The organism is Chitinophaga sp. CF118 (assembly GCF_900112615.1).
Taxonomy (GTDB): Bacteria; Bacteroidota; Bacteroidia; order Chitinophagales; family Chitinophagaceae; genus Chitinophaga.
This window is the reverse complement of record NZ_FOMK01000002.1, coordinates 886,863-899,909: the sequence shown is the minus strand read 5'-3', so window position 1 is coordinate 899,909 and position 13,047 is coordinate 886,863. Positions and strand designations below refer to the sequence as shown.

Sequence of the window (13,047 nt, the reverse complement as noted above, 5' to 3'; positions counted from 1 at the left end):
TAAACGGGAATTTTCTCCCACTGCATCAGTTATGTTTGAAGTAATTTCATAAAAAGAACGGCCGTTATCCAGCCGTTCTTTTTATCAGTTATTTTCTCTTATGTTCAACTGACATACTACTTTCAAATGCCGTCTTTATCTGGTTGTCGCCATCCTTATCCAGGTTAATAGTTAATTTCAGCTTACCCTTGTCGAAAGTGCCTTCAAAGTCGCCGATCTGCAGCTTGGTTAATACAACGTTGAGGTCTATCTTCAAATCCCCATTCAGGCTGATACCGGTTTGGCTTATTGCCACATCGGTTCCTTTAGCCCATAGTTCAATTTTTCCAATCATAACAATTTCAAGGGGAATATCAGTACCCTGCCAGGTTATCCGTCCCTTCATCCATACTGCCGGAACGATTGAGTCACCTTCTGCACGGACATATACCTTCACCTTTTCAAAATTGCCAGTTGGCAGCATAATACTGCCAAGAGAAACGCTGTCCAGAATGTCGATAACGCGGTCTGTTTTAATACTGAGGTTTATCTCGTCCGGTCCACTCTTTGCCATGAACTTCAGTTCCCTGAATCTGACCAGTATTGAGTCCCAGGTGAGATCAAACCTTAATGAAGGAATTGATGCAATGGATGGGTTGTTCATGATTGTGCTCAGACGACCCGCTCCTGCAGCATCTGTAGTAACAGTACCTGAGGGATTGACTGCAGTCATGTTGTAGGCTACTGTGGCTGCATTTTGGGGAGTCTCTGCAGACTTAGAATCCTGCTTGGAGCAACCTGAAAACATAAAAGACGCAACAGTAAGCATTCCGAAAAAAGGAAAGAGAAGATTTTTCATGTGGAAGATGGTTTTATTTTTTAATAATTAGGAATTATATCACTACCCGACAATCAAGGATTCTGGTTTTTCAATATCTCTTTTGCTACAATTTTCATACCAGCCACTTCTTATACGAATAAGCGATTATGTTCTCAACCTAACGGATATAAAACGTCACAATGTGAGGAACTCGTTGTGAAAAAACAGGTACAATATTTCTCTTGCAGAGCCTGCACTTTAAGGTCTGGTTTTTGTGATAACAACCAGAAAACAGTAACCAATGGATAAAACTAAATTTGATTTTTTGCTTGAAGGTGTTCCATACTTCGTCACCGCAGAACCGTTTACATTCAATCAGGAACCCCGCTTCCGGGTTAGATATAATGACAGTCCCGAATATATTTTTGCCTGGGATGAAGAAGCTCTGAGGTTCCTGCCGATAGGAGATGATTCATCTACTATTCCCAATGAACTGGAAGAGGTAATTGCAAGAAAATTATATACTTAAATCAGTAAAGTAAAATGTCTCATTTTTAAAAACAGAAGATCTATCTTTCTTAGCTCACTATCCAGAATTTAATTCCCCTTTATTATATTATGGCTGTTTCTGTATGTAAGGGTAGAGATGTGCGTATTCACACTCCTGAAAATCATTTAAATTTTAATAACATTCAACATAACATCGAACATTTAAGTCTCTCTTTGGGTTATAGTAATAGCTCATAAAATATAGAAACACTTGAAGCCCTTACAAAAAGAAATAGCAATGGATTGTAATTGTGGGAGAAGGAATTAAAAGTGATTGGAGCAGTTTATAATCTGGAAAATGATGCAACTGAATTCATAAAATAAATATTTGAGACATGACAATGGATGAATATGTAATTATGATAATTGGACAGATTCAGGCGGCAAAAGGTAATGTAGAAGTGGAAAAAGTCATTCAGGTATCTATCGAAAATATGATAGAAAAGAAAAAGAATGGATTTATAATACAGCGATGGCTTGACAAATTGCGGATAGCAATAGAAGAAATATCCCCTCTTAAATGTAGTAGCGACCAATGGAGCTGTTACCGCTTTGCACTTATCTGCATTAGGGGTGCATCTGTTAATCAGGTAACAGAGGACTAGATGAAAAATAACTAAGAACGCTTCTTACCTGGATATACACCTGATTTTGAAAATAACCAGACAAGCAGGATCCATACGAGGAGGATAAATTTGATTAGCGCATACCAGTGCGGTGAAAGATAACTCTTGTCAGTAAGAGCATGGGCAAGATTGTAAAATATCAGGTTGTTTTCTACATAATCCAGTAATCCTGCTATTACAGCCAGGACGATGTTAATCCTGAGTAGCATATTCAAATATAGTGAGGGTTCTTTTTGCATACGTCCGTAAGTCAGACGCATTAATAGTATCACATAACAGATAATGAAAAAACAGTCTACCCGCGTATTATATAAAACCTCATCCAGCATGGTATGACTTCCTACAGGGGTGGCTGATAATTGCGCAAACAGACAGCGACCTTCCACTGCATGACTAAGTTCAATCCGGACGATGGGAAGGATTATGTGGTATTCAGTCCATAAAGTGTAGGATTGGACCGAAAAACAATAAAGTACAACTGCAAAGCCAAGCCAATAGATGTATGATAGTATTTTCATCATTTGTATTTTGGGGTCATTTGCCACATATAAATGGTCACGTAAGAGTTATGTATCATGTTTTATACCTTCTTTATTAACCATATGTCTTAAATGGGTGTTTCGCTTGTAATATAAAATAAGAAGTAATTTAGATATAATATTATGGTGGGAAAATACCAACTACTTTGTATTTTCGATGCTCAGGTGAAACAGATAGTAGTAGGAGTACCTAATGCCATCTCTGCGTAATTAATTGACCTTAATATGTTTATTGTGAAGTTTATAGGCGCAGGTGTGTACTTTGCAAACCTGAAGCAATGACTTATCCGCTAAAATTAACAATTTGAGATACATTAACATTGAAAGAAAATAATATATTTGTAGATGCGAACTAAACCAACTGACTTTACGTGGAGTAAGGAGCCCAACCCTCACCATGTCCGGGTAAGACAAATACTGAAACAACATCCTGAAATGAAGGAGTTGATCGGTAAAAATCCGTATACAATATTTATGATTATTGGCCTGGTAGCCGCTCAGGTTGGTATTTCATATTTTCTTAAAGATACCTCCTGGTGGCTGGTTTTTCTGGTTGCTTATGCTGTAGGCGCTTTCATAAGTCATGCTTTATGGGTAATGATACATGAAAGTAGTCATGGTCTTATATTTCGTGGTAAAGTCCCTAACCTGATGGCTGGAATACTCGCCAATCTTCCACATATTTTTGCAAGTTCCGTTTCTTTTCAGCGGTATCATCTGAAACATCATGCTCATCAGGGAGAACATGATCTTGATGCGGATCTGCCAGATTTCTGGGAAGCTAGACTTGTAAGCAACAATCCATTAGGCAAAATGATCTGGTTTCTCTTTTTCCCGGTATTCCAGGTAACAAGAACCGCCAGACTGAATATTGCCCTTTTTGACCGGTGGATTTTACTCAATTGGATAATCCAGTTGAGCTTTAATGTGGCTCTTTTTGTTTTCATTGGTCCAAAGGCCTTTGTATATATGCTCGCAAGCTTCTTTTTCTCTGTTGGACTTCATCCACTTGGAGCCAGATGGATTCAGGAACATTATCTTACTCTTGATCCTGTACAGGAAACTTATAGTTATTATGGTCCACTTAATAAAGTAGCTTTTAATGTAGGATTCCATAATGAACATCATGATTTTCCATCCATTCCATGGAATAAATTACCACAGATAAAAAGCAAAGCACCTGCTTATTATGATTCGTTATTATCGCATCAATCGTGGACAAAACTATTTCTTAGTTTTATTTTCAATCCGAAACTGTCGCTTTATTCGAGAATGTTAAGGAAAGAAAAAGTGAAAATTGTGAGTGACAAAGAAGTATTGGTTTAAATATCGTATCTCAATAAAATACTAATAGGGGCGTATCATACTTTGATACGCCTTTTTTTATGCGGGCTCCTGATGGAGACGGATGTAATCATTTATATGTTTGTCAGGTACTTTATTTCCTTTTTAATACAATCTGTTTCTGTATTATAGAAACGGGCGTTGGGTAGTAATTCCCAACGCCCGCTGACGACAATAAATTCTGTGAATCTCTATAGAATACTTGTCACCCTCGATTAATTAACCTGATAAGCCAGATTAGTATTACTGATCCGATGATGGCAACGACCAGCGACCCCAGAAGTCCATGTCCTATATGGACACCCAACTGGCCAAGCACCCAGCCCCCAAGCCAACCGCCAACTATACCAATAATAATATCTATTATCACACCATATCCTTCACCACGCATAAGTTTGCCTGCAGCCCAACCTGCAATGCCACCGATTATAAGAGTCCATAACATAGGTAACTGTTTTAGTAATATCCTGAAATTAGTATATAATTTCCATTTTATATACTGCTCTAAAAAAAGCTATTTATAAGAAAAGGGGCATAAGGCCCCCTTTCTCACATTATTCACTGCACTATAAAGTAAGTCATATTACATTACTATGGCTGTAATAGCTTAATGATGTTCTCATTTCCCTGAAGGGTAGCTTGTGCCAATGCTGTATTACCAAATCTGTCTTTAATGTTTTTATCAGTGTTATTAACCAGCAGTAATTTCACGATGTCTTCCTGACCGAAAGTGGCAGCAAACATCAGGGCGGTAGCCTGATTATAGTTCTGCTGATTGATATCGGCCTTATACTTTATTAACAGATCAGCAATAGCCGTATAACCTTTAAAAGCCACTCCCATCAGGGCAGTATTACCGTTACGATCCTGTATATTGGTATTGGCACCTGCCTGCAATAATTGTTCTACCGCGGTAATGTTTCCATTATAGCAAGCCAGGATTAATGGGCTGAATCCTTTATTATCCGTAGTATCAATATTCTTCCTCCCGATTATATATTGCCGGATAAAGATGGTATCGTTGTTCCTTGCCGCATCGAAAATGTTATCAGCTGCAATTGCATGCAGGTGAAAAACGAGTGGCATAAGGATGTATAATAGTGCTTTCATAATTAGTGAATGAACAGGCGTTCTACTTCTTCACGCGTTACGTTTAATTTTGCAGCTAACTGCTTCCCGAAATCACTATCAGCCATATAGAAGTAACCTACCATTTTCCTCATCACGTCCTTATCGGTTACCTGGGCAAGATCTCCGCTCAGATTACTGATTAGATCAGCTTTATCTTTTTCACTTAAAGAGCGATAAAATTCACCCGCCTGTTTAAAGTCATTTGGTTTTGTGATTTTAGCCTGTACAGTATTTACATTAGCAAACGTAGTTGTGGGATAATCGTATTTTGCATTATCTACGCTACTGTTTTCATCTGTATTTGGCTGGAAATTAATATCGGAATTTTTGCCACGGTTGCTGAAGGCACCATCCTGGCTATAACTATTTACAGCTGCTTTAGGTGCATTCACAGGAAGTTGCTGGAAGTTGGCGCCAATACGATAACGTTGTGTATCAAAATAAGAGAACAAACGTCCCTGAAGCAGTTTATCTTCAGAAGGAGCTATTCCCGGTACCAACGTAGCAGGTGAGAAGGCTGATTGTTCCACTTCTTCGAAGAAATTTCCAGGCACTTTATTCAATGTCATCTTTCCTACCAATACCGGTTTGGCGATAGCTTCCGGCCATATTTTAGTAGGGTCCAGTGGATTAAAATCATATTTATCCAGGTCTTCCGGTTTCAACATTTGCACATATAATTCCCAGGAAGGATAATTACCCTTTTTAATATTATCATACAGATCTACAGTAGCATGTTGGAAGTCTTTTGCCTGCAAAGCTGCGGCTTCTTCTGCAGTAAGGTTTTTTTCTCCCTGCAGGGTTTTCCAGCTATATTTTACATAGGTAACTTCACCTTTTGTATTTACCCACTTGAACGCATGCACGCCTGATCCGTTCATCTGGCGATAGTTGGCAGGAATGCCATAATCGGAGTACACCCTGGTAAGCATATGTGTTGCTTCAGGTATGTGACTGAAAAAGTTGAATACCCGGTTAGGGTCTTGTTTATTATAAATAGGAGAGGGCTTGAATGCATGTACCATATCCGGAAACTTCATGGCATCCCGGATAAAGAATACCGGTAGATTATTGCCTACCAGGTCATAATTACCCTGATCTGTATAAAATTTTGTGGCAAAGCCCCTGGGATCTCTGAGTGTTTCAGGTGAGCCATTACCGTGTACCACAGTGGAAAACCGTACAAATACAGGTGTTGTTTTTCCTTTTTTTGAGAAGAGAGAGGCTGCGGTGTACTGAGAGAAATCATTTGCAGCTACAAATTCTCCATAAGCGCCAGCACCTCTTGCATGTACTACTCTTTCCGGAATCCTTTCACGGTCAAATGCAGCAAGTTTTTCTACCAGGTGAATATCTTCCAGTAATACAGGACCATTTTGCCCCACAGTCTTGGAATCCTGGTTGTCTCCAACAGGAGCCCCGGTATTAGTGGTTAACTGTTTCTGTTGAGCCATCGCTAATCCGTTCAGTAAACAAAGGAATAGGAGCAGTTGATTTCTTCTCATCATTTGATATGTAGTTTTTAGGATCGTAAAGATGTACTAAAAACATACATAGAGCAAATCGATACAGTTTATCTTTGTATAGATATTTGCTATATGGCGTAAGTTGACAGAGATCTTACCGGTAAAGGATGGTCACAATTACTGTAACCGTCTTTAACCTTTTAATATTTTATCGGGTGTAATAGGCATTTCCCTGATCCTTCTCCCGGTAGCATTATAGACTGCATTAGCTACTGCCGGTGCCACCCCAATCAGTGAAATTTCCCCGATTCCCTTTGTTCCCAGAGGATTCAATACTGGATCAGGTTTGTCTATGAAGATGGCTTCAATCTGTGGGATGTCAGCATTTACAGGAACATGATAGTCTGCGAAATTACTGTTTATATACTTGCCATAACGATCGTCTATGACAGCTTCCTCGGTCATTGCCATACCAATACCACCTACAGCACCGCCGATCATCTGACTACTGGCAGTTTTCATATTGATGATTTTACCTCCATCTACTACGGCTACTACCTTTTTTATTTTTACAACACCTGTTACAGGATGTACATACACCTGCACAAAATGAGCAGAGAAGGAATACATCGCATATTTTTTCGCATCCGGATTAACATCAGATTCTGTTGTTAATTCTAAAGAAGGAAGGTTATGCTGTTGTAAGACGTTGGTATAATCAATAGGGTCAGTGCTATTCTCCGGTTTTCCGGATAGGTTGTAGAGTTTTTGTTTTAATGCCACACATACATCATTCACTGCCGATCCTACAGAAGATACAGTCGATGAACCTCCTTGTGTTGGTGCAACCGGAAGTGCCGAATTTCCCAGTTCAAAAGTTATTTTATCGGCAGAAAGTCCTAATCTGTCTGCGGCGATTACCACCATAGCAGTTGCTGTTCCTGGTCCAATATCACTGGTGGCACTTTTGATCACAACAGTGCCATCTGCAGAGAGAATAATCCTGGCTTGTGTTTTACCCCGGTATGCACCGAATGCGCCTCCTCCCATTCCATATCCTACCAACCATTCCCCATCCCGGTTGGTGCCGGGCTTTTGTGCCCGTTTATCCCAGCCTATCCGTGCAGCTCCCTGCTGATAACATTCTTTCAGGTACTTACTGGACCATGGCAGGTTTGTTTCCGGGTTTACATCTGCATAATTTTTTAACCTTAGTTCAATGGGATCTATATTCAGTTTATAAGATAATTCATCCAGTGCTGATTCAAGTGCATAAGCGCCGGTAGCTTCACCGGGGCCACGCATAGGTGCAGGTACCCCGACATTCAGCGGCACAATCTTATAGCGGGTATTGGCATTCGGACTTGCATACAGGAACCTTGATACATTCACAGACCGTTCTGTGAAATCTTCATAAGTAGCTGTCTGGGAAAAAGACTCATGTGTGATGCCTACCAGTTTACCATCCGCAGTAGCACCTATCCCTATCTTTTGAACAGTTAAAGGTCTGTAACCTACCAGCAGAAACATCTGTTCACGGGTAAGGGTTACCCTTACAGGACGTTTTACCATTCTGGCAGCCTGTACGGCAGCTATCTCATGTGGCCAGGTACGGAGCGATGAACCGAAGGCGCCGCCTACAAAATGTGAATTGATCTGTACATTCTTCTGTTCAAGATTAAACGCAGTGGCTATTGCCCTCTGAGAACTAATTACACCCTGGGATTTGGTATAAAGGGTTACTTTATCATCCCCGTCCCAGATAGCAGTCGTTACATGCAGCTCCATAGGATTATGCATCTCTGATGGAAGTGTGTATGATTCCTCCACTATAAAGGGAGCAGACTTATATGCATTTGCTTCTCCGCGTACATACTCCTTATGCTGTTCGCCTGCCGGTTTGGAATTAGTCTCCATATTCTCATGGAAATTGGTGGCAAACGATTGGCGTTCGTATTTGCATTTAATCAGACTGGCAGCATGTGTCGCTCTTTCAAATGTATCAGCTATCACTAATGCTACAGGTTGTCCGTTAAAATGGATTTTATTATCATTGAATAGTTTCAGTCCTTTCATAGGCCTTGGGGCATCGGGCTGATATCCTGGTACCTTAGGAGCATTAAAAGGAGTAATGACGGCTATTACACCGGAAGCCCGCAATGCAGCTTTGGTATCTATAGCGTTTAATATACCACTGGTTATAGTTGCCGGTACCAATACACCATAGGTTAATCCGGCTGGTTTATACTCTCCGGAATATTTGGCTGCCCCGGTTACTTTCAATCTGCCGTCAACTCTGTCGAGTGATTCTCCGATAAAATCTTTATTCATAACAATGTTATTTATGCTGATCAGGCAGGTACTAAGCCGGAAGCTACCTTCAGGGCCTGTATAACTGCATTTGAAGCAAGATTTATTTTGAATTCATTATGCTGGTAAGCTTTGGCTCCTTGCATGGCTCCCCGTGCTATCTGTTCAAATAGGGGTACTGATGGTTGCTTACCCGCTAAGGCTTTCTCTGCATCATACAGGCGCCACGGTTTATGCGCTACACCTCCCATAGCCAGCCTTGCACTCCTGATCACTCCATTGCTGATATCAAGCGCAACGGCTACAGACACCAGTGCGAAAGCGTACGACTGCCGGTCACGTATTTTCAGATAATAACTGTGATCAGCAAAATTGTTGTCCGGGATCTCAATACCCAATATAATTTCGTCTTTTGCAAGATGGTTATCCAGTTCAGGTGTATCGCCCGGAAGCTTGTGGAAATCTGTAAAGGCTAGTTTCCGTTCACCTTTTTTACCGGCAATAATAACAGTAGTATCCAACGCTGCTAAGGCTACGCACATATCACTGGGATGTACTGCTATACATTTTTCGCTGGTACCGAATATAGCATGCATGCGGTTATACCCTTCTTTGGCACCGCATCCGCTTTCAGGTTGGCGTTTGTTACATGGCAGAGTAGTATCATAAAAATATCCGCAACGGGTGCGTTGCATCATATTGCCTCCCACGGTGGCCATATTGCGTAATTGTGGAGATGCACCTGCTTTCAATGCCATTGACAGCAAAGGCTGCTTTTTCTGGACAAGACTATTCTCAGATACAATACTGTTTAAAGCAAGAGTGCCGATATGTAGCCTGCCGGAAGTAGCGGTAATATCCTTTAATGGCAAATGGGTAATATCTACCAGTTTATCCGGTGCCGTTACACCCCGTTTCATCAGGTCTACAAGGTTTGTGCCGCCGGCAATTATTTTAGTACCAGGTTGTGCCAGTGCATTAATAACGCCCTGAGTGGAACCGGCCTTTACATATTCAAACTGTTTCATACTGTAAGCCCTCCTTCTTTTACATCCTGAATTGCTTTTACAATATTGGGATAAGCCCCGCAGCGGCAGATATTACCACTCATAAACTCACGGATCTCAGCTTCCGAATCAGCATGTCCTTCCCGGACGCATGCCACTGCCGACATGATCTGTCCCGGTGTACAGTAACCACATTGAAATCCGTCATGTTTGATAAATGCTTCCTGCATGGGATGCAGTTGATCCCCTTTTGCCAATCCTTCAATAGTGGTGACTTTCTTCCCGTTTACCATCACCCCCAATGTAAGGCAGGATAATACCCGTTGCCCGTCTATATGTACGGTACAGGCGCCGCATTGTCCATAATCACAGCCTTTTTTGCTACCGGTAAGATCCAGCTGCTCACGCAAAATATCCAGTAGCGTAGCTCTTGGCTCAACAGACAGACTTTGCAACTGACCGTTCACTTCCATCTTTAAAGGCATCTTCTCAAAAACATCTGCAATCTTATCATCCACATGATTTTCAGCGGCTTTCACCAGGGCAGATGGTGCCATTGCAATAGCTGTGAGCAGGGAGGTCTGCTTTAAAAAGGTTCGCCGTGGGTTTTCCTTTTCATCCTCCTTAGGTGTAGTATTGTGATTTTTGCTATCCATGGGTTACCAGGTTTGTATTGGTAAATTAAGAAAAATTTAGTCTCTTATGTTACCGGCCATATAATTTACAGCGAACACCAGAGTCTGAATAAAAGGCCCGCCACTACAGAGCCACTATAAACCCTCCATACTGACGCCTGATAAAGCGCGATAGAATTGTGCCAAATGGGTACAACCTGCCATTACTCACCTGAATCCCCAATGACGGATAATCTTTTCCCCGGTTGTCATTCCCCTAATAATATCTCTTCTAAAAATAAATGTCATATTGACGATTAATAGGAAAAAATTTCTTAGTTTTCACCTGGAAAAGATCTTAATACAATTTAAGATCTACGTAACAGAAGACAAATTCCCGGTTATGAAATGCTCAGGAACATGGTTATTATTTGCCGTGAACTAAGCAACGGCTCCACTTTTCAAGTATGTGGCTGTATAAATGACCACAAGACAGCCTACTGATAACAAAAAAAATAAACATTATAACTTTTCCACATGAAAAAAATACTTTTATTATTGGGGGTTTGTGTGGCGGCTACTGCATTGGGACAGGTAAAAGATTATCCCGTTAAATCAGTCAGCTTTACTGCAGTACGGGTAACAGACAGTTTCTGGTTACCTCGTTTGCGTACTAATCACCTGGTTACTATTCCGGCTTCATTTGCACGTTGCGAAAGCACTGGCAGAGTAAGTAATTTTGAAATGGCCGCCGCCCATTCGGGCAAGTTTTGCACCACTTACCCGTTCGATGATACAGATATTTACAAAACCATCGAAGGTGCTTCTTTTTCATTAAGCCTTTTTCCCGATAAGAAGCTGTCAGCATACATTGACTCGCTCATTATTAAGGTCGGGAAAGCCCAGGAGCCGGACGGCTACCTGTATACAGCAAGAACTATCAATCCAGCATTGCCGCATGAATGGGCTGGAACGGAAAGATGGATAAAAGAGCGGGAATTAAGTCATGAACTATATAATGCAGGACATTTGTATGAAGCTGCTTTTGCCCATTACTATGCTACAGGTAAAAGGTCCCTGCTTGATATCGCACTAAAAAATGCAGACCTTGTTTGCTCTGTGTTTGGTCCTGGTAAAAAGCATGTAGCTCCAGGTCACGAAATCGTTGAGATGGGCCTGGTAAAGTTGTATCGAATTACGGGAAAGAAAGAATACCTGGAAACAGCAAAGTTTTTTATAAACGAACGCGGTCATTATGCGGATTATGACACCAAAAGTACAGATCCCTGGAAGAACGGGGCTTACTGGCAGGATAATATACCGGTAACAGAGCAATATGAAGCAGAGGGCCACGCAGTCCGTGCAGGTTATCTGTATGCTGCCATGGCCGACGTAGCGGCATTGACAGGAGATGAAAGCCTGCTGCACGCTATTGATACCATCTGGCTGAATATGGTAAGCAAAAAAATGTATGTACAGGGAGGATTAGGCGCTATCCCATCAGGAGAACGTTTTGGAGATAATTATGAATTGCCAAACGGCACCGCTTATAATGAAACCTGTGCTTCCATTGCAAGTGTATATTGGAATTACCGGATGTTCCTGTTACATGGTGATTCAAAGTATATTGATATCCTTGAAAAGACATTGTATAATGGACTGATTTCCGGACTAGGACTGGATGGGAAATCATTCTTTTATACCAATGCGATGGAGGTCAAAAATTCATTCTCACATAAGAGCCTGGAGCCTGAACGCTCTGGCTGGTTTGATTGCTCCTGTTGTCCTACCAATCTTACAAGACTTATACCTTCCATTCCAGGTTATGCATATGCTCAGAAGGATAATAATGTATATGTAAATCTATTTATTGCCAGTAATGCTACACTTACCTTGTTAAACAAGGCTGTAACCATTGAACAGCAAAACCGCTATCCCTGGAATGGAGATTTAGTCTTCAACATTTCACCTGAAAAAGCGCCGCTTGCATTTAATTTCCTGATACGCATACCGGGATGGGCACAAAATGAAGCAGTTCCTTCAGATCTGTACAGGTTTGCCACAAATTCTGATAAAAAGCCTGTCATAAAAGTGAATGGACAACCAGTGGAATACGAGATGAAAAAAGGATATGCATCCCTTTCACGAACCTGGAAGAAGAACGATAGGGTAGAAGTAGAGCTTCCAATGGAAGTCCGCAAGGTAAAGGCGAATGAAATGATAAAAGATGACATCGGTAAAGTGGCATTGCAGCGTGGCCCGATTATGTATTGTGCTGAATGGATGGATAATAATGGTAAGGCAAGTAATATCATCATCCCTTCCGATGCCGTTTTTACATCAACATATGAACCAGGCATGTTAAATGGCGTAGAGGTAATTAATAGCAGTGTACCGGTTGTGGTAGTTGATGACAATGGGCAAACTGTTTCCACTGTACAAAGGAAGTTTACTGCTATCCCTTATTATGCCTGGGCAAACAGGGGGAAAGGTGAAATGATGGTCTGGTTCCCCGAGAAAATTAATAATATTGAACTGTTGACGAACAAGCCGGATAACAATACCGTTTCAAAGTAAAAAGATTTAGTACTTCAGATTTTTTTTAAATGATAAAACCCGTCAGTCGACGGGTTTTATCATTTTGTAGAATTCCAGGTAACCG

The 13,047-nt window shown here is 41.1% G+C and carries 12 protein-coding genes; 4 read left to right on the top strand and 8 right to left on the bottom strand.

The genetic code is table 11. The annotated features are described in order from the left end of the window. Positions 1-88: 88 nt before the first annotated feature. Complete coding sequence (locus tag BM176_RS11800; RefSeq protein ID WP_143097789.1) at positions 89-838, bottom strand: hypothetical protein; 750 nt, start codon at positions 836-838, stop codon at positions 89-91. A gap of 262 nt (positions 839-1,100) precedes the next feature. Between BM176_RS11800 and BM176_RS11795 the strand changes: the two genes are divergently transcribed. Together BM176_RS11795 and BM176_RS11790 are read left to right on the top strand one after the other, a co-directional pair. Continuing rightward, positions 1,101-1,328 (top strand): hypothetical protein, encoded by a 228-nt coding sequence (locus BM176_RS11795; protein WP_090103085.1) that lies wholly within the window; start codon positions 1,101-1,103, stop codon positions 1,326-1,328. A gap of 355 nt (positions 1,329-1,683) precedes the next feature. After that, a complete protein-coding gene (locus tag BM176_RS11790) occupies positions 1,684-1,953 on the top strand; it encodes a hypothetical protein (RefSeq protein ID WP_090103083.1) in 270 nt (89 codons plus the stop codon). 11 nt (positions 1,954-1,964) lie between these two features. Here the strand turns inward: BM176_RS11790 and BM176_RS32155 are convergent, their stop codons facing one another. Then, positions 1,965-2,495: a hypothetical protein gene (locus BM176_RS32155; protein ID WP_177230373.1), complete on the bottom strand. Its 531-nt coding sequence runs from the start codon at positions 2,493-2,495 to the stop codon at positions 1,965-1,967. Between the two features lie 363 nt (positions 2,496-2,858). Between BM176_RS32155 and BM176_RS11780 the strand changes: the two genes are divergently transcribed. Further along, positions 2,859-3,839, top strand: a complete 981-nt coding sequence (locus BM176_RS11780; protein WP_090103079.1) for a fatty acid desaturase — start codon at positions 2,859-2,861, stop codon at positions 3,837-3,839. A 223-nt stretch (positions 3,840-4,062) separates the two neighbouring features. Here BM176_RS11780 and BM176_RS11775 read toward each other — a convergent pair whose 3' ends face one another. The 6 genes from BM176_RS11775 to BM176_RS11750 all read right to left on the bottom strand — a co-directional run bounded on the left by BM176_RS11775 (position 4,063) and on the right by BM176_RS11750 (position 10,427). Beyond that, positions 4,063-4,248: a GlsB/YeaQ/YmgE family stress response membrane protein gene (locus BM176_RS11775; RefSeq protein WP_255373501.1), complete on the bottom strand. Its 186-nt coding sequence runs from the start codon at positions 4,246-4,248 to the stop codon at positions 4,063-4,065. Positions 4,249-4,448: 200 nt separating this feature from the next. Beyond that, complete coding sequence (locus BM176_RS11770; protein WP_090103076.1) at positions 4,449-4,967, bottom strand: ankyrin repeat domain-containing protein; 519 nt, start codon at positions 4,965-4,967, stop codon at positions 4,449-4,451. Between the two features lie 2 nt (positions 4,968-4,969). Further along, positions 4,970-6,496, bottom strand: a complete 1,527-nt coding sequence (locus BM176_RS11765) for a catalase (RefSeq protein ID WP_304441487.1) — start codon at positions 6,494-6,496, stop codon at positions 4,970-4,972. A gap of 150 nt (positions 6,497-6,646) precedes the next feature. Further along, positions 6,647-8,785, bottom strand: coding sequence for a xanthine dehydrogenase family protein molybdopterin-binding subunit (locus tag BM176_RS11760; protein ID WP_090103072.1), 2,139 nt, complete (start codon positions 8,783-8,785; stop codon positions 6,647-6,649). A gap of 20 nt (positions 8,786-8,805) precedes the next feature. After that, the gene (locus BM176_RS11755; RefSeq protein WP_090103070.1) at positions 8,806-9,792 is read right to left on the bottom strand and encodes an FAD binding domain-containing protein; all 987 of its coding nucleotides are present in this window, start codon (positions 9,790-9,792) and stop codon (positions 8,806-8,808) included. Next, entirely contained in the window at positions 9,789-10,427 is a 639-nt protein-coding gene (locus BM176_RS11750; protein WP_090103068.1) for a (2Fe-2S)-binding protein, read from the bottom strand. The genes BM176_RS11755 and BM176_RS11750 overlap by 4 nt, the downstream gene beginning before the upstream one ends. 495 nt (positions 10,428-10,922) lie before the next feature. Between BM176_RS11750 and BM176_RS11745 the strand changes: the two genes are divergently transcribed. Beyond that, complete coding sequence (locus BM176_RS11745; RefSeq protein ID WP_090103066.1) at positions 10,923-12,962, top strand: glycoside hydrolase family 127 protein; 2,040 nt, start codon at positions 10,923-10,925, stop codon at positions 12,960-12,962. The last annotated feature ends 85 nt before the right edge of the window (positions 12,963-13,047 follow it).